Origin of the sequence: Micrococcus lacusdianchii, from assembly GCF_023155805.1 — a bacterium.
GTDB lineage: Bacteria > Actinomycetota > Actinomycetes > Actinomycetales > Micrococcaceae > Micrococcus > Micrococcus lacusdianchii.
The window spans coordinates 170,275-187,437 of the sequence record NZ_JAKNUW010000001.1; the positions used below are offsets into that span (position 1 = coordinate 170,275).

The 17,163-nt window shown below is 73.5% G+C and carries 12 protein-coding genes; 6 read left to right on the forward strand and 6 right to left on the reverse strand.

Translation table 11 applies throughout. From position 1 onward, the window contains the following. Positions 1–132: 132 nt before the first annotated feature. Entirely contained in the window at positions 133–1,284 is a 1,152-nt protein-coding gene (locus MA879_RS00875; protein WP_248122455.1) for a cystathionine gamma-lyase, read from the reverse strand. 326 nt (positions 1,285–1,610) lie between these two features. Between MA879_RS00875 and MA879_RS00880 the strand changes: the two genes are divergently transcribed. The 3 genes from MA879_RS00880 (at position 1,611) to MA879_RS00890 (ending at position 5,428) form a co-directional block, all read left to right on the forward strand. After that, entirely contained in the window at positions 1,611–2,489 is an 879-nt protein-coding gene (locus MA879_RS00880) for a potassium channel family protein (RefSeq protein WP_248122457.1), read from the forward strand. Positions 2,490–2,538: 49 nt separating this feature from the next. Beyond that, positions 2,539–3,258, forward strand: coding sequence for an alpha/beta fold hydrolase (locus MA879_RS00885; protein ID WP_248122459.1), 720 nt, complete (start codon positions 2,539–2,541; stop codon positions 3,256–3,258). Positions 3,259–3,499: 241 nt separating this feature from the next. Then, complete coding sequence (locus MA879_RS00890) at positions 3,500–5,428, forward strand: acyltransferase family protein (RefSeq protein ID WP_282447475.1); 1,929 nt, start codon at positions 3,500–3,502, stop codon at positions 5,426–5,428. Between the two features lie 154 nt (positions 5,429–5,582). Here the strand turns inward: MA879_RS00890 and MA879_RS00895 are convergent, their stop codons facing one another. The 3 genes from MA879_RS00895 to MA879_RS00905 all read right to left on the reverse strand — a co-directional run bounded on the left by MA879_RS00895 (position 5,583) and on the right by MA879_RS00905 (position 9,590). After that, the gene (locus MA879_RS00895) at positions 5,583–7,220 is read right to left on the reverse strand and encodes an amidohydrolase (protein ID WP_248122463.1); all 1,638 of its coding nucleotides are present in this window, start codon (positions 7,218–7,220) and stop codon (positions 5,583–5,585) included. Between the two features lie 54 nt (positions 7,221–7,274). Then, on the reverse strand, positions 7,275–8,819 hold the full coding sequence (locus tag MA879_RS00900) for an alanine/glycine:cation symporter family protein (RefSeq protein WP_248122465.1): 1,545 nt from the start codon (positions 8,817–8,819) through the stop codon (positions 7,275–7,277). A 93-nt stretch (positions 8,820–8,912) separates the two neighbouring features. Continuing rightward, on the reverse strand, positions 8,913–9,590 hold the full coding sequence (locus tag MA879_RS00905; RefSeq protein WP_248122467.1) for a phosphodiesterase: 678 nt from the start codon (positions 9,588–9,590) through the stop codon (positions 8,913–8,915). 298 nt (positions 9,591–9,888) lie between these two features. On the opposite strand from MA879_RS00905, the gene MA879_RS00910 reads away from it, so the two are divergent. Then, positions 9,889–11,610 carry an SLC13 family permease gene (locus MA879_RS00910; protein WP_248122469.1) on the forward strand — a complete coding sequence of 574 codons (1,722 nt, stop codon included), beginning with the start codon at positions 9,889–9,891 and terminating at the stop codon, positions 11,608–11,610. A gap of 134 nt (positions 11,611–11,744) precedes the next feature. Continuing rightward, complete coding sequence (locus MA879_RS00915; RefSeq protein WP_248122471.1) at positions 11,745–13,247, forward strand: long-chain-fatty-acid--CoA ligase; 1,503 nt, start codon at positions 11,745–11,747, stop codon at positions 13,245–13,247. A gap of 64 nt (positions 13,248–13,311) precedes the next feature. Here the strand turns inward: MA879_RS00915 and MA879_RS00920 are convergent, their stop codons facing one another. Both MA879_RS00920 and MA879_RS00925 read right to left on the reverse strand, forming a co-directional pair. Then, entirely contained in the window at positions 13,312–14,064 is a 753-nt protein-coding gene (locus MA879_RS00920; protein WP_248122473.1) for a metal-dependent hydrolase, read from the reverse strand. An 88-nt stretch (positions 14,065–14,152) separates the two neighbouring features. Further along, a complete protein-coding gene (locus MA879_RS00925; protein ID WP_248122475.1) occupies positions 14,153–15,214 on the reverse strand; it encodes a zinc-binding dehydrogenase in 1,062 nt (353 codons plus the stop codon). A gap of 265 nt (positions 15,215–15,479) precedes the next feature. Between MA879_RS00925 and MA879_RS00930 the strand changes: the two genes are divergently transcribed. Next, the gene (locus tag MA879_RS00930; protein WP_248122477.1) at positions 15,480–16,982 is read left to right on the forward strand and encodes a long-chain-fatty-acid--CoA ligase; all 1,503 of its coding nucleotides are present in this window, start codon (positions 15,480–15,482) and stop codon (positions 16,980–16,982) included. Positions 16,983–17,163 lie beyond the last annotated feature (181 nt).

The following is a 17,163-nucleotide window of genomic DNA, read 5'->3' on the forward strand; positions in this document are numbered from 1 at the left end:
CCGGGGTGACGGGCGCGGTCGGCGCGCGGGGATGACTCTCGCCACGGTCCCACGCGGGGGACCAGGCTGCAAGCAGGGCCGACCGGCCGGGGAGTGGCCGCGCGGGCGGGACGGGCGGGCCGGGGCGGGGACTCAGCCGCCGAGCCCGGCCAGCGCCCGCCGGGTCTCGGCGACCAGCTCCGCGGTCGGCTCACAGCCGACGGCGACGCGCACGAACCCGGGCGCGACGTCGTCGCCCCAGCGGGCTCGGCGCTCCGCCGAGGTGTGGGTGCCGCCGAAGCTCGTGGCCGGCACCATCCACCGCATGGCGCCGATGAACCGCTCGGCCGTGGCCTCGTCCGCGAAGGTGACCCCGATGAGCGGGCCGTGGGCGGTCATCTGGCGGGCGACGACGTCGCGGTCCGGGTGGTCCGGCAGCCCCGGGTACGCCACCGCCCCCACCGGACGTCCGGCGCCGACCTGACCCGCGAACAGCTCCGCGAGCGCCTGTGCCGAGGCGCACATGCGCGCGAACCGGACCTCGAGGGTCTCCAGGCCGCGGTGGATCAGCCACGACTCGTGCGCGCCGGGGATCCCACCCACCAGCGTGCGCCAGCGCCGCACCCGCTCCAGCACGGCCTCGTCCCGCGTGGAGACGTGCCCGCCGAGCGCGTCCGAGTGCCCGTTGACGGCCTTGGTGTCCGAGCTGACCACGACGTCCGCGCCGAGTTCCAGGGGCCGCTGCCCCAGCGGGGTCAGGGTGGTGTTGTCCACCACGACGACGGCACCCGCCGCGTGCGCCCGCTCGGCCACGGCGGCGATGTCCGCCACACGCAGCCCCGGGTTGGACGGGGTCTCGAGGTACACCATGCGGTATCCGGCGAGGTCGCGGGAGGCGACCTCCGGCGTCGGGACGTGCTCCACCCGAATGCCGCGCGGCACGAGGAACGCGTCCGCGAGCTGCCGGACGGCGCCGTAGCCGTCCGAGGGCAGCAGGACGCGGTCGCCGGCCTCGAGCAGGGGCATCAGGACGGCGGCGATGGCCGCCATGCCGGAGGGGAACGCGAGCGTGGGGGCGCCCTCGAGCGCGGCGAGGGACTCCTCGAGCACCGTCCACGTGGGCGAGTCCCAGCGGCCGTACTGGTAGGCCGCGCCGGAGAGGGCCGGGTCCCCGGGGACGGCGAACGTGCTCGCGCCGACCAGCGGCGCCGCGATCGGCTCCCCCGGGCCGAGGTGCTCTGTCCGGTGGTGCAGGACGGGCGCGAAGGCGGGGACGGGAGGCGTCAGGTCTGTGAACGCGGTCATGCCGCCCATTGTGCTCCGGTCGCACGACGCCGGTCCCCGCCTCCGGCCTCACCTCGGCCGAGGGCCCGGCGGCGGACGCCGGGGCGGCCCGCTCCGTGAAGCTCACGCCGATCGGCTGAGCCGGCCCGCGGAGAACGGCCACGAGGTCACGGACTTCATCAAGCGCGGCGCCGCGGAGTGGACCATCACGGTCAAGAAGGCCTGACCCCGCCGGACCCCGGCGGGACACCCTCCGCCAGGGTCCGTGGCAGGGTGGAGCCCGGCGGCCCGCCCGGACCGCCGCGGCCCGCACCCCGGGCCCGCCCGGCTCGAGGGACGAGGACCGCATGGACGTGCTGCTGACGCTGATCGGCGTCGTGCTGATCGCGGTGGGGCTGCGGGACATGTTCCACGCCCTCCTGCACCCCCGCTCGCAGGGCACGCTCACGGACCTGGTCCTCACGGGCGCATGGCGGCTCTCCCGGGCCACGGGCCACGCGCTGGGCGGGACCGTGGGACCCGCGGCCATGGTGGCCGTGATCCTGATGTGGGTCCTGCTGCAGGTGGCCGGGTGGGCGCTCGTCTACCTGCCGCACCTGCCGGACGGCTTCTCCTACTCCCCCGGCGTCGACCCGTCCGACTACACCCGCCCCGCCGAGGCCGTCTACGCCTCCCTCGTGAGCCTGGCCACCCTGGGCCTGGGGGACGTGGTCCCCACGCACCCGATCCTCCGGCTCCTGGTCCCCTTGGAGGCGCTGACCGGCTTCGCCCTGCTGACGGCGGCACTCACGTGGTTCGCGCAGATCCACCCGCCGCTGAGCCGGCGTCGCGCGCTGGCCGCCGAGCTGCACGGGCTCGCCGCGGCCCGGTGGCACGAGGGCCTCGACGAGAGGGACCCCGCGGCGGTCTCCCGCGTGCTCGACGACGTCACGGGTCAGGTCCTGCGCGTCGGGGTGGACCTCACCCAGCACTCGGAGACGTACAACTTCCGCGAGTCGGACCCGGCCCTCGCGCTCTCCGCGCAGCTGCCGTACGCGCTCGAGCTCCGCGACGCCGCCCGCCGCGCCGCCTCCCCGGACGTCCGCATGAGCGGCGAGCGCCTGGCCGGGGCGCTCGAACGGCTGCGGGAGGCACTCGTGTCCGGGTTCACGGTGGACGGGGACTCGGTGGAGGAGGCCGTGGCCTCGTACGCGGCGGACCACGGGCGGGCCCCGCGCCCGGCCTGACGGCCTCCACGCCCAGCGCGTGTCCGGAGCCGTGCACTAGCCTCTCCGGGTGCCCTCCCTCGAGCTCGACCACGGAACCCTGTCCTACGAGGCCCTCGCGAAGCGGCTGGCCGAGCGCTTCCACGTGATCGCCCCGGACATGCTCGGCCACGGCGAGTCGGAGCGCCTGGACGCGTTCACCCTCGAGGACCAGGCCACCGCCCTGAACCAGCTGATCGTGCACGACGGCTACCCGGAGGCCCACGTGGTGGGGTACTCGATGGGCTCGTACATCGCGGCGCGCGCCGCGATCCAGGAGCCGGACCACGTGCAGCGGCTGGTGCTGGTGTGCCCGAAGGCGGCGGGGAGGACGTCGTCCACCGTCACGGCCGCGGAGCGCGCGGGTCTCGACCCGGAGACGGCCTCCGCGGACGACCTGATGGCCGCCCTCCAGGAGGCCATCTGGTCCTCGGCGACGGACGCGGACCGGCGTCGGGAGATCCTGCACGTGGTGAACGCGGCGGAGAACCTCTCCCGCGAGGAGCGCCGGACCAACGAGGAGTCGATCGAGGGGTTCGACCTGCGCCCGGGCCTGCCCACGGTGACCGCCCGCACCCTGGTGCTCTCCGGCGCCGAGGACGGCCTGAACCCGCCGGAGGCCGGCCGCGCGGTGGCGGACCTGATCCCGGGCGCCCGGTTCGAGGTCTACGAGCGCTCCGGCCACATGCTCCCCTACGAGGAGACCGAGCGGTTCACGGCGGACGTGACCGCGTTCCTCACCGCGGACTGACCGGCCCGGCCGGGGGGCTCAGTCGAGCCTCGTCGAGCTCCACGTCTCCATTAGGGTGCAGATGTGAGATCCCAGGGACGCCGTACGGACGTGGCCATCGACGAACCGGGCGACCGGCTCCTCCAGGGCCTCCCGGAACGACGTTTCCGGCCCGAGCTGCACGGCCTACGGGGCCTGGCGATCCTCGGCGTCGTGCTGTTCCACACTCTTCGGCGACGGCCGCATCTCCGGCGGCATCGACCTGTTCCTCGCGGTCAGCGGCTTCCTGTTCACGGGCATGCTCCTGCGCGAGGCCGCCGAGAGGGGCGGGCGGATCGACGCGGGGCGCTACTTCGGCCGCCTCGCCCGCCGCATCCTCGCGCCGGCGGCTCTCGTCGTGGCCGCGACGACGGCGCTGGGTCTGCTCGCCCTGCCCTTCACCCGGCACGCCCAGCTGTGGGCTGAGGCCCGCGCATCCCTGCTCTACTACGAGAACCTCGAGCTGATCTCGTCCCAGCTCGCCTACGGCGCCGCCGGACCGGAGACCTCGCCGTTCCAGCACTTCTGGTCCCTCTCCGTGCAGGGGCAGTTCTATCTGGTCTGGCCTCTGGTGGCGCTGCTCGCCGTCGGGATCGCCCGACGGCTGAGGCGGTCCGCCGCAGCGGTGATGGCCGTGCTGACGGGCCTCATCCTGGCGGGGTCCTTCGCCTACGCCCTCTATCTGGGATCCGTCCACCAGCCGGAGGCGTATCTGGCCACGGGGACGCGCCTGTGGCAGCTGGCCTTCGGCGGACTGCTCGCCCTCCTGGGTACACGGCTGACCCTGCCGCGTCCGGTCCGCGGTGCGGCCGGGTGGCTGGGCGTGCTGCTGGTCGTCTCGTGTGGTCTGGTGCTCGACGGCGCGCAGCTGTTCCCGGGCCCGTGGTCCCTGTGGCCGCTGGCCGGTCTCGCACTCGTGCTCGCGGCGGGCGGGCCCGAGGGCGGCGCGGCCGACGCTCCCGGGACCGCCACCCGACTGCTCTCCGGGCGGGTGTTCTCCTGGGTGGGAGACCACTCGTACGCCCTCTATCTGTGGCACTGGCCGCTGCTCATCTTCGCCATGGAGCTCCTCGACCGGGAGTCCGTGGGCCTGGGGCTCGCCGCCGTGATCCTGTCCGCCTCCTTCCTGCTCGCCTGGCTCACCCACCGGCTCGTGGAGGGGCCGCTCACCCGGCTCCCCCGCGGGGCCTCGAGCCGGAGGCTGCGGCGCCTGAACCGGACCTCGATCGCGGCAGGGCTCTTGGTGCTGCTGGCCGGCGGCGGAGCGGCGACGGCGGCGATCGGATCCCGGCCGGATCCGTCCGCCGTCGCGGAGGCCTCTCCGCTCCACCCCGGGGCCATGGTCACCGCGGGCGCCGCCGCCGCACCGGCCGACGTCGACCCCGTGCCCGCCCTCGACGTGCTGCCCTCCGTGCGTCCGGACTACTACGCGTGGGGCTGCAAGCAGAGCGCCCACCAGACGCCCGGCACGGAGGAGGTCCTCGTGTGCGACGACCCGAACCCGCCGGAGGAGCCGCGGGCGCGCGTCGTCGTCGCCGGCGGCTCCCACGCGGGCCACTGGGTGTCCGCGGTGCGCCAGGTGGCGGACCGCCAGGACTGGGAGGTCCTGGTGGTGGACCGCTCCAGCTGCCCCTTCGGCCGGCTGGAGGGCGAGGACGACCCCAAGTGCCAGGAGTGGCAGGACAACTTCGTCGAGTGGCTCCGGACGGCCGACGCCGACCTCGTCATCACGCCCGGGACGCGCATGGACACCAAGCGGGAGTTCATCATGGACGAGGCGCCGGAGCGCTGGCGGCAGATCAGCGAGACGGGGACGGACGTGCTGCTGCTGCGCGGCACCCCCCGCCGCTTCGGCCACGTCTCCGACTGCCTGGCCGAGGGCCGAGCCTCCGCGGAGTGCGGCCCCTCCACCGCGCAGATCGCCGAGCAGAACCCGCTCGAGCTCGCCGACCTCCCCGAGGGCGTGCATGCCGTGGACCTGCTGGAGAACGTCTGCCCCGCGCTGCGCGAGGGCGGGGAGAAATGCGACGCCGTCGTGGGCAATGTGGTCGTCTGGCATGACGGACACCACCTGACCAACGACTTCGCGGCCTCCGCCTCCCCGATCCTCGAGGAGAAGATGCGGGAGGCGGTGCCGGCACTGTTCCGGTGACGTCTGGTGAGCCCGAGCCGCTGAGGGCCCTGCTGCGCGCCGGCTGGGGGGGCGTGAGCCCCGGGCTCGGGCGCACTACTGCCACGTAGACCGGGATCTGCGTGGCAGTACTGCGCCCGGGCGAGGAGGAGGACGACGGGGCCAGCCCGGCCCCTCAGAGCGTCCCGTGCACCAGCTCCCCGCCGACGAGCGTCGCCTGCACGGGGATCTCCCCGATCTCCTCGGCCGGCACCGCGCGCGGGTCCGCGCCCAGCACCACGACGTCGGCCAGGCACCCGGCCGAGAGCCGCCCCTTGCGCGCGCCCCAGCCGGTGGCCTCGGCCGAGCCCACGGTGTAGGCGTGCAGGGCCTCGTCCACGGTGAGGCGGTCGTCGGGGCCGTAGTCCCGGCCCTGCTCGGTGCGGCGCAGCACGAAGTCCCGCACCACCTCGAGCGGCCGACCGCCGGCCACGGGGCGGTCCGAGCTGCCCGGCAGCACGAGCCCGGCACGCAGCAGCCGCCCGGCCGGGTAGCTCAGCAGGGCCCGGTCCTCCCCGATCCGCTCGCGCACGGACTCGCCGAACGCGCTGATGAAGTTCGGCTGGGTGGTCATGACCACGCCGAGGGCGGCCATGCGGGCCACCTGGTCCTCCCGCACCACGCCGCCGTGCTCCACGCGGTGCGGCATCACGGGGCGGCCGTGCCGGTCGAGGGCCTCGGCGATCACGTCCAGGGAGAAGTCGAGGGCGGCGTCGCCGATCGCGTGCATGGCCAGCGCCCATCCGGACCCCGCCGCGGCCAGGCACGCCCGGCGCATCTCGTGCTCGTCCTGCTGGAGGTAGCCCCGGCCGTGGCCCCCGTGGGCGCCGCCGCAGTAGTCCTCGGTCATGGCGGCGGTGCGGCCCAGCATCGCGCCGTCGGTGAACACCTTGGCGGGACCGATCTGCAGCCGCTCGTCCCCCGCGCCGCTGCGCACGCCGGCGCCGAGGGTGAGCTGCGGGCCGTCGTCGGGATGGCCGGCCACGGACTGGAGGGCGTCCAGCGTGACCATCGTCTGGAAGCGGGTGCGCAGGCGGCCGGCGTCGAGGGCTCGCTGGTAGGCGGCGAACTCCAACGGGCTGTGGCCGATCCACCCGCCGGCGATCCCCGCGTCCGTCACGGAGGTGATGCCCTCGGCCGCGTACTCGGCGGACGCACGCTCGAGGCAGGCCCCGATGTGCTCGAGGGATTCCGGCTGCACGAGCCGGGTGACGAGGTGCAGGGCGGTCTCGTCCAGCAGCCCGGTGGGGCGGCCGGCGTCGTCGACGGCGATCCGCCCGCCCTCGGGCTGCTCCACCACGGACTCGCCCACGCCGGCCCACGTGAGCACCGCGCCGGACACGGTCAGTGAGTGGCCGGTGTTGTGCCGGATCAGCACGGGGCGTCCGGCCGCCGCGGCGTCCAGGCCGTCCCGGTCCGGCTGGGGGCCGTGGACGTGGCCGGCGTCGTATCCCGTGCATGTGATCCACGCGCCGGGGGCCTGGGTGGCGGCCCGCGCGCCGATCCGCGCGTACACCTCCGTGGCGGTGGTGGCACCCTCGAGGTCCACGTCCAGGCGGGACTGGCCGAACCACACGCTGTGGGCGTGCGCGTCGTTGAAGCCGGGCATCACGAACGCCCCGTGCATGTCCGCGCGTTCCGCCGCCGCGAGCCCGTCCAGCTCCTCGTCCACACCGACGACGACGCCCCGCCAGATCCCCACGCGGCTTGCCCGAGGGCGGCGCGGGTCCATGGTGAGGACGTCGGCGTCCTCGAGGATCAGGTCGAGCTGCATGGGCGGGGGTCTCCTGGGGCGTCAGGGATGGCGGGCGGGGCGGCGGGGCGGCGGTCAGCGGCGGCCCGGGTCCACCAGGGCGATGGCCCGGGTGTCCGGGGCGGTGTCCGCCACGTGCTGCATGGCGACGTCCACGTCTCCGGTGCGGGCGTGCTCGTCGGCCAGGCGCTCCCAGAGCGGGGCGTTGGGGATGCCGAGGGCACGCGGGTCGAACACGGGGTCCAGGCCCTGGCGGCGCTGGCGGTCGTAGTCCTGGACCAGGCGGACGGCGAGGCCGCTGAGCAGGATGAGGGCCACGATGTTCACCCACGTGTAGAGGCCGACGCCGAAGTCCGCGAGCGCCCAGGCCGCGGAGGACTTCTGGGTGGCGCCGAACACCACCGACGCGGCGAGGACGAGGTGGGCGATCACGGTGGCCGCCCGCTGCACGGAGGTGCTCTTGATCAGGTAGGCCAGGTTGGTCACGGCGTAGAAGTCGAAGGACAGCAGCGTGGTGAACGCGAAGAGGAGCACGGCCAGGGCCACCAGGGACGGGCCGAACGCGGGGATGACCGTGTCGATGGCCAGCTGCGTCCAGGCCGGGCCCGCCTCGGCGCCGGGCACGTTCTCCACGATCGGGGTCTGCCCGTCCGCGCCGAGGACGTTGAAGCGGTCCGTGGAGAGGATCATCAGGCCGGTGATGGTGCACACGAACAGGGTGTCCACGTACGCGGAGAAGCCCTGGGCCAGGCCCTGCTTGACGGGGTGGGTCACGTTGGCCGCGGCGGCAGCCTGCGCGCCGGAGCCGGTGCCGATCTCGGTGGAGTAGATGGCGCGGCGCACGCCCCAGGAGATCGCGGCACCGAGCATGCCCGCGTAGGCGGTGTCCGCGGCGAAGGCGGTGGTGAAGATCAGCTGGACCATGGCGGGCACGGCGGCCCAGTTCAGCGCGACGACGACGAGGCCCACCAGGATGTAGGCGGCCGCCATGAAGGGGACCACGAGGCCCACGGTGCGGCCCAGGCGGTGCATGCCGCCGAACACGATCAGCAGGAAGACGGCTGCCATGCCCAGACCCGTCCACAGCGGGTCCCAGCCCCAGGCCTGCGCGGTGGCGGCGGTGACGGCGTTGGCCTGGATCTGCGGGCCGGTGAAGACGGTCGCGAACACGGTGGCGGCGGCGTAGGCCACGGCGAGCCAGCGCCAGTGCCGGCCGAGGCCCTCGAGGATGTAGAACGCGGGGCCGCCGCGGAACTCGCCGCGGACCTTGTGCTTGTACAGCTGCGCCAGGGAGGACTCGGCCACGGCCACCGGGGCGCCGAGGAATGCGGTCACCCACATCCAGAACAGGGCGCCGGGTCCGCCCAGGTGGATGGCCACGGCGACACCGGCGATGTTGCCCACGCCGATGCGACCGCCCAGCGCCATGGCGAAGGACTCGAAGGAGCTGATGCCGGCGCTGGTGCGGCTGCCGCGGACGAGCTGGCCCACCATGTCCTTGATCAGGCGGATCTGCGGAAAGCCCATGCGGATTGTGAAGTACGAGCCGATCAGCAGGATGATCACGACCATGGGAAGACTCCACATGATCTCGTTGACGGGTGCGATGAACGCTTCCATGGGGGTCCCCCGGTCGAGAGCGATGATCATGTGACGGTAATCAGGACGGCACAGGAACCCCACCCCTGACGTGCGGCGGCGCGGCCCTCGGCCTCACTCCGCGCCCGGGGTGATCCTGCGGGCGAGAGCGTAGGCCGGCCCGCGCGCCGCGGCCCAGAAGCCGCTCCACGCCAGCCCGCGGGGCGGATGGAGCGGGTCGAAACGCACCACCGCTCCGGCGCGCTCGCCGAGGTGGACCGTGGCCCGGTCCGCCCACGGGCCGCCCTCGAGGGACGTCAGGATGCGGACCGAGCGGCCGTCCACCTGCGCGCCGAGCTCCACGCGGCCGAGCCGGGTGTGCAGGGGCAGCAGCGTGGTGAGCGGGTCGACCGCGTCCGGGGTGCGCAGGGCGAGGAGACGGCGCGTGTGCGGCCCGGTGCCGGTCGAGGCGAAGAGGAGGGCGGCGTCATCGGGGAAGCGCAGGGCGAGACCGGTGAAGTCCGGCCACGGGGACGGCAGGCCCATGGCGCGGGAGGTGCACGCCAGCACGGGGGTCTCCCCCGCCGAGGCCAGGACCTCGACGCCGGACTCCGGCCACGGCGTGTGCACGCGCCACACGGCGTCCCGGGTCTCACCGCGCTCGTGGAGCGGCTGCCGGCGCGGGACGAGCGCCGGGGCGTTGGCGAGGACCGCGAGGACCCCGCCGAGGGCGGAGCCGAGGACTCGCGCGGGGGTGGAGTCGGGGGCAGGGCCAGGGGCGGCGGGGAACGCGGGCCGCGGAGGGCGGGGCATGAGCCCACGCTAGACCACGGGGTGAGGTGGGACGACGGTGCGATCCGGCCGGCCGAACCTAGGGCGGCCCCCGCGCGGCGCCGGCCACACCCCGGAGCCTCCGACCCCCTGCTTCGACAGCGGGCGGCGCACAACCCGGGCCCGACCTTCTTCGTGATCGGTGTCACATCCTCGATATAGTTCCGGGCACATCCTCGCCCGACCCCGGCCACGGCGCCGGACCTGCAGCATCGCGGATCCCCGGATCCGCGCGATGGTCGGCGTTCCGGATGCTCGCACCGACCCGAGAGGGGACACCATGACGTCACTCACCCCCGCAGCCGCGTGGAACGCACTCTGGGACTCCCACCACCAGACCAAGGATCTGCTCACCCTGAAGGTCCTCCGCCGCGGAACGGCGGGCGACTCCTCCGGCGGCTCGCATGCCGTCGGCAACCGCGCCGACGCCGACGCCCGCACCGCGACACCCCCGGCACCGCGCGCCGACGACGGGGACGGAGAGTCGCTGCTGCCCGAGGGCGACGACCGCGACCAGCGCAGCTACCCGCCGGCCAAGCTCATCGGCCTGGTCCTCGGCCCGCTGCTGTTCATCCTGTTCCAGTACGTGATCCAGCCGGCCGACCTCTCCCCCGAGGGCCGCTCCGTCCTGGCCGTCACCCTGTGGGTGGCCACCTGGTGGATCACCGAGGCCATCCCGATCCCCGCGACGTCCCTGCTGCCGATCGTGCTGCTGCCCCTGACCGGCGCCATGTCCGGCACGGACGTCGTGTCCTCCTACGGCAACGACATCATCTTCCTGTTCCTCGGCGGCTTCATCCTGGCCATCGCCCTGGAGAAGTGGGACCTGCACCGGCGCATCGCGCTGGCCATCGTCAGCGCGATCGGCGTCAGCCCGAAACGGATCGTGCTCGGCTTCATGGTGGCGACCGCCTTCCTGTCCATGTGGGTCTCCAACACCGCGGCCGTGATGATGATGACCCCGGTGGCCCTCGCGGTGGCCCATCAGGCCACCCAGTCGATGAAGAGCCCGGAGCATCGGCAGGACCTCTCCCGGTTCGAGAAGTCACTGCTGTTCGGCGTCGCGTACGCGGGCACCATCGGCGGCCTGGGCACCCTGATCGGCACTCCGCCGCTGGCCATCATGGCCGGCTCGGCCGCCGAGCTCGCCGGCGAGAGCGTCGGCTTCGCCCAGTGGATGGTCATCGGCGTGCCCGTGGTGGTCCTGATGCTGGCGTTCGCGTGGGTGTACATGACCCGCGTCTCCTTCCGTGTGGGCTTCACGGAGCTGCCGGGTGGAGCCGCCGTCATCCGTGAGGAGCGGGCGGGGCTGGGCCGGATGTCCCGCGAAGAGAAGGCCGTGGGCATCGTGTTCGCCCTCACCGCCTTCCTGTGGATCACCCGCACCTTCATCTGGACGGACCTGCTGCCGGGCATCTCGGACGGCATGATCGCCGTCGTCGCCACCGTGGCCCTGTTCACGATCCCCGCGCGGGGGCGCGACGTCCAGGGGCACCGGGCCACGCGGCTGCTCGAGTGGGACGACTCGACCAAGATCCCGTGGGGCATCCTCCTGCTCTTCGGCGGCGGCCTGGCCATCGCGGCCGGGTTCGTGGACACCGGCCTGTCCGAGTGGATCGGTTCGCGCCTGCTGACCCTCGAGGGACTGAACACGCTGCTGGTCGTCGTCATCTCGGCGGCACTCGTGCTGTTCCTCACGGAGATCACCTCGAACACGGCCACCGCCACCATGATCCTGCCGGTGATGGCGGCCTTCGCCACGGCCCTGGGCATGCACCCGTTCGCGCTGATGGTCCCGGCCGCCATGGCCGCGAACTGCGCCTTCATGCTGCCGGTGGGCACCCCGCCGAACGCCGTGCTGTTCGGCACCGGCAAGGTCACCATCGGCGAGATGGTCAGGGTCGGGTTCGTCCTGAACATCATCGCGCTGATCCTGGTGGTCCTCGCGGTGGTGGCCCTCCTCCCCGCCGCCTGGGGCGTCCAGGTGCTCGGCGCCTCCTGAGCGAGGAATGCCGCCCCGGCCCGGTCCGCGACGTCGTCGCGGACCGGGCCCTCCTCAGCGGCAGGGACCATCCGGGACGCACCGTCCCTGATACAGTGTGGCATCAGTCACATCCCGTCGTCTGGAGGCCCGCCGTGACCCTGAACCTTCCCGCCCGGCTCGAGCGCACCGCCGACGAGCACCCCGACTCCCCCGCCCTCGTCCTCGGTGGGGAGCGCCTCACCTACGCCGAACTGCAGGACCAGGTCCAGCGCCTGGCCGGCCTGATGCGCCAGGACGGCGTGAAGCCCGGCGACCGCGTGGCCCTCATGGTGCCGAACGTCCTGGCGTACCCGGTGGTGTTCTTCGCCGCCCAGCAGCTGGGCGCCGTCGTCGTGCCGATGAACCCGCTGTTCAAGCGGCGCGAGATCGAGTACTACCTGCAGGACTCGGGGGCGTCGCAGCTGTGGGCCATGACGTCCCCGGACGCCGAGGAGGCCGCCGAGGCGCAGGGCGTGCGCCTGTACCCGCTGGGCGCGGACGGGGTGGCCCCGTACCTGGAGCAGAGCCCCGGCCCGGTCTCGGACATCTCGCCTCGCGAGCTCGACGACGACGCCGTGATCCTCTACACCTCCGGCACCACGGGCCGCCCCAAGGGCGCCCAGCTGACGCACCGGAACATCGGCACCAACGCCGACACCACGGTGGAGACGCTGATCATGCTGAAGCAGGACGAGACCATCCTGGGCTGCCTGCCGCTGTTCCACGTGTTCGGCCTCACCTGCGCGCTCATGAGCTGCGTGACCGTCGGCGCCACGCTGTCCCTGATCCCCCGCTTCGACCCTCAGCAGGCCGTGCAGACCATCGAGGACCAGAAGGTCAACCTCTTCGTGGGCGTGCCCACCATGTACGGCGCCGTGCTGGCCGCCGCCAAGGATCGCCCGGAGGCCCTCGCCAGCCTGCGGCTCGCGGTGTCCGGTGGGTCGAGCATGCCCGTGGAGCTGCTGCGCCGGTTCGAGGCCGCGTTCGGCTGCGAGATCCTCGAGGGCTACGGCTTGTCCGAGACCTCCCCGGTGGCGTGCTTCAACCATCCGGGTGAGGCGCATCAGCCGGGCTCGATCGGACGCGCCGTCCGCGGGTGCGAACTGCAGCTGGTGACGCCGGACGGGGCCGTCGTGCCCGAGGGCGACGAGGAGACCCTGGGTGAGGTGTGGATCCGCGGGGAGAACGTGATGAAGGGCTACTGGGGCAAGCCGGAGGCCACTGCCCAGGCCATCACCGAGGACGGCTGGTTCCGCTCCGGGGACATCGCACGCCGGGACGCCAGGGGCAACTACTACATCGTGGACCGCACGAAGGACATGATCCTGCGCGGCGGGCTCAACGTGTACCCGCGCGAGATCGAGGAGGTGCTCTACGAGCACCCGGCCGTGGCCGAGGCGGCCGTGGTGGGCGTGCCGCACCCGGAGCTGGGCCAGGAGATCGCCGCCCACGTGGTGCTCGCCCCCGGCACGGAGGCCACCGAGGAGGAGCTCATCGAGCACGTGAAGTCCCAGGTGGCTCCGTACAAGTACCCGCGCACCGTGACCGTCCGGGACGGGCTGCCCAAGACCGCCACCGGCAAGATCCTCAAGCGGGAGCTCGCCCCGAAGGAGTGAGGCGGGGGGCGGTGGGGGGCGCGGAGCGGTCCGGGACCCTCCGGAGCCGCGCCCCGGCCCCCGCTCATACCAGCGCGGCCACCGCGCGCGCGGCGGGCGGGGCGAGCTCCACGGCGCGCACCACGGTGAACGCGGTGACCACGGAGACGAACAGCCACTCCCGCCAGGACCCGGTGGTGCCCAGCAGCGGGAACCGGAACCGTCCGCCGGACTGCCAGAACCACAGGCGGCCCGGCGGATCCGGCCGGAGGGGCCAGAGCAGAGCCACACCGTTGTTCGTGAGGGCGTCGCCGAGGATGTGGACGGTCACGCCGATCGCCACCGAGGCGGGGATCCACCACAGCCCGTCCCCCAGGACGGTGCCCAGCACCGCGACGACGACGCCCAGCGCCCACGCGGAGACCATCCCCCGGCGCGGGAGCAGCTTGAGGGCCTTGGCCGCGACGGCCACGAGGAACGCCGCGATCACGCCCTGCCCGATGCCGTAGACGCGCTCGCCGACGGGCACCTGCAGGGCGGCCGCGGCGGAGGCGATCGCGGTGAATGCCGCGATCCCCAGGAAGGAGTGGGTGCCCCGCCGGTGCCCGCCGGCCACCCGGCTGATGCCGCGGGACATCCACTCGGTGACCGGCGGCAGGGCGTGGGCGACGGTGGCGCGGGGGTGGTCCCAGTCGCTGATCAGGGCGGCCCCGGCGGTGGTGAGCGCGCCGAGCAGCTGGATCTCGGGGGGCATGTGCAGGACCTGGACGGGCGAGAACCACCCGGTGAGGGCCAGCCAGGCGGCGGCGCCGGTGGCGGCGTGGGATGGGCCCATCATGGGGGTGCGGCCTCCTGGGTGCGGATCGGTCGGGGATGACCGGCCCACGATGCCAGGCGCGGCAGACACGGTAAGCGCCTCGGCGCGCTCAGACCTCCAGCAGCACCTTGATCTCGCGGCGCTCGTCCATGGCCCGGTAGGCCTCGGCGGCGTCGTCGATCGGCATGCGCGCCGTGAACACGCGGCCGGGCTGGATCTCGCAGGCCTGGATGCGCTCGATCAGCTCGGGCAGGAATCGGCGCACCGGGGCAGGTCCGCCCTCGAGGTGGATCTGCCGGCCGAAGAGGTCGGAGCCGTCGAGGGTCTGGTCGTGGGAGACGCCCACGAACCCGACGTACCCGCCGGGCCGCACGGAGGCGAGCGCCTGGTCCATGGACTCCTGGGTGCCCACGGCCTCGCACACCCCGTGCGCGCCGTAGCCGTTCGTCAGCTCCCTGACCTTCGCGGCGCCCTCCTCGCCGCGCTCGGCGATCACGACGTCGGCGCCGAACTCCCGCGCCAGCGCGGCCCGGTCCTCGTGACGGGAGAACACGATGACCCGCTCCGCGCCGAGCGTCTTGGCGGCCAGCACCGCGCAGAGGCCGACGGCGCCGTCGCCCACCACGGCGACGGTCTTGCCGGGGCCCGCCTGCGCGGCCACGGCGGCGTACCACCCGGTGCCGAGCACGTCCGAGGCGGCCAGGTAGTCGGCCAGACGCTCCGGGTCCGCGGGCTCGCCCCCGGGCACCTTCACGAGAGAGCCGTCGGCGAGCTCGACGCGCATGTACTGCGCCTGGCTGCCCGTGTACTCGCCGGCGTTGACACAGCGGGACTGGTAGCCGGCCTGGCAGATCTCGCACGTGTTGTCCGAGAGCATGAAGGAGCCGATCACGAAGTCGCCGACCTCGAGGGTGGCGACGTCTTCGCCCTTCTCCACGATCGTGCCGACGTACTCGTGGCCCATGCGGCGGTGGTCCACCTCGTTGTGGCCGCGGTAGGGCCACAGGTCCGAGCCGCACACACACGCGGCGGCCAGCTTCAGGACCACGTCCGTGGGCTGGGCGACGCGCGGGGTGTCCACCTCCTCGACGACGACGTCGCCGGGCGCGCGCATGACGACGGCCTTCATCGTCTCGGGGATGGCAGGGGTGGCGGGGGGCTGTGCGGTCATGGTCTGTCCTCCGGTCTGGCCCGGCGGTCCGGGCGGCGGTGTGCGGGGAACAGTCTTACGCCCCTGTGCTGTGAAGACGACACATCGGCGCCGCGGGCGGGGCCGGTGGATGACCGCGCGCCAGCGACATCACCGCCGGGCAGACCCGCGGTGATGTCGCTGGCGTGAGGTCGGCCGACACACCCCGCTCGGCTCACAGCGAACGAGCACCGCCGGGCGTTACGCTGTGGTTCCCATCACATCCGATTCCCCTCGGAGGCCCGTCGTGACCCTCACCCTGCCCGCCCGCCTCGGGCGCACCGCCGCCGAGCATCCGCACTCCACCGCCCTGATCCTCGGCGAGAACCGCATGACGTACGCGGAGCTGCAGGACCAGTCCCAGCGTCTGGCCGGGCTCATGCGGCAGGAGGGCATCGGCCCCGGGGACCGCGTGGCGCTCATGGTGCCGAACATCCCGGCGTTCCCGGTGGTGTTCTTCGCGGCCCTGCAGCTGGGCGCCGTCGTCGTCCCGATGAACCCGCTGTTCAAGCGCCGCGAGATCGAGTACTACCTGGAGGACTCGGGCGCGTCGATGCTGTGGTCCGTGCCGTCCGAGGAAGCCGTGGAGGGCGCCCGCGAGCGCGGTGTGCCGCTGCGCACCCTCGGCGAGGACGGCCTCGCCCCGCACCTCGCGGAGAGCCCCGGCCCGGTGACCGAGACCGTCGAGCGGGACCTCGAGGACGACGCCGTCATCCTCTACACCTCCGGCACCACCGGCCGCCCCAAGGGCGCCCAGCTGACCCACCGGAACATGGGCACCAACGCGGACACCGCGGCGGAGACGCTGATCCAGCTCCAGCACGGGGAGACCGTGCTCGGCTGCCTGCCGCTGTTCCACGTCTTCGGCCTCACGTGCGCGCTCATGGCGCCCGTGACGATGGGCGCCAGCCTGGCGTTGATCCCCCGCTTCGATCCCGCCGTGGCCGCGCAGACCGTCCGGGAGTGCGCGGTGGACGTGTTCATCGGCGTGCCCACCATGTACGGGGCCGTGCTGGCCGCGGCCAAGGACCATCCGGAGGACCTGGCCAGCCTGCGCCTGGGCGTCTCCGGCGGATCGGCCCTGCCCGTGGAGCTGCTGCGCCGCTTCGAGGCCACCTTCGACTGCGAGATCCTCGAGGGCTACGGCTTGTCCGAGACCTCCCCGGTGGCGTGCTTCAACCATCCGGGTGAGGCGCATCAGCCGGGCTCGATCGGACGCGCCGTCCGCGGGTGCGAACTGCAGCTGGTGACGCCGGACGGGGCCGTCGTGCCCGAGGGCGACGAGGAGACCCTGGGTGAGGTGTGGATCCGCGGGGAGAACGTGATGAAGGGCTACTGGGGCAAGCCGGAGGCCACTGCCCAGGCCATCACCGAGGACGGCTGGTTCCGCTCCGGCGACCTCGCCCGGCGCGATGCCGCGGGCAACTACTACATCGTGGACCGCACGAAGGACATGATCCTGCGCGGCGGGCTCAACGTGTACCCGCGCGAGATCGAGGAGGTGCTCTACGAGCACCCGGCCGTCGCGGAGGCCGCCGTGGTGGGGGTGCCCCACCCGGAGCTCGGCCAGGAGGTCGCCGCGCACGTGGTGCTCGCCCCCGGCGCGCACGCCACGGAGGAGGAGCTGATCCAGCACGTGAAGTCCCAGGTGGCCCCCTACAAGTACCCGCGCACCGTGAGCGTGCGGGACGGACTGCCCAAGACCGCCACGGGCAAGATCCTCAAGCGGGAACTGACGCCGGCGGAGTGATCTCGGGATGACCGCCCGGGCCCGCGTGTGGGCCGAGGTGCTCGCGGAGGCGGGCGCCGCCGTCGCGCCGGGTGGCGGTCAGCGCCCCGGGGCAGGTGCACGCGCTGCTGCCGGACTGCGGATGCGACGCCTGCGACCCCGGGTCGGACGAGCTGCTCGAGGCGGTGGCCGGGTGCCGTCG

Bases quoted from the DNA above. Each gene is read 5' to 3' on its own strand.
- MA879_RS00880 (WP_248122457.1), top strand. From the start codon at position 1,611: ATGGACGTGCTGCTGACGCTGATCGGCGTCGTGCTGATCGCGGTGGGG.
- MA879_RS00925 (WP_248122475.1), bottom strand. From the start codon at position 15,214: ATGACCGCACAGCCCCCCGCCACCCCTGCCATCCCCGAGACGATGAAG.
- MA879_RS00905 (WP_248122467.1), bottom strand. From the start codon at position 9,590: ATGCCCCGCCCTCCGCGGCCCGCGTTCCCCGCCGCCCCTGGCCCTGCC.
- MA879_RS00910 (WP_248122469.1), top strand. From the start codon at position 9,889: ATGACGTCACTCACCCCCGCAGCCGCGTGGAACGCACTCTGGGACTCC.
- MA879_RS00895 (WP_248122463.1), bottom strand. From the start codon at position 7,220: ATGCAGCTCGACCTGATCCTCGAGGACGCCGACGTCCTCACCATGGAC.
- MA879_RS00920 (WP_248122473.1), bottom strand. From the start codon at position 14,064: ATGATGGGCCCATCCCACGCCGCCACCGGCGCCGCCGCCTGGCTGGCC.
- MA879_RS00875 (WP_248122455.1), bottom strand. From the start codon at position 1,284: ATGACCGCGTTCACAGACCTGACGCCTCCCGTCCCCGCCTTCGCGCCC.
- MA879_RS00900 (WP_248122465.1), bottom strand. From the start codon at position 8,819: ATGGAAGCGTTCATCGCACCCGTCAACGAGATCATGTGGAGTCTTCCC.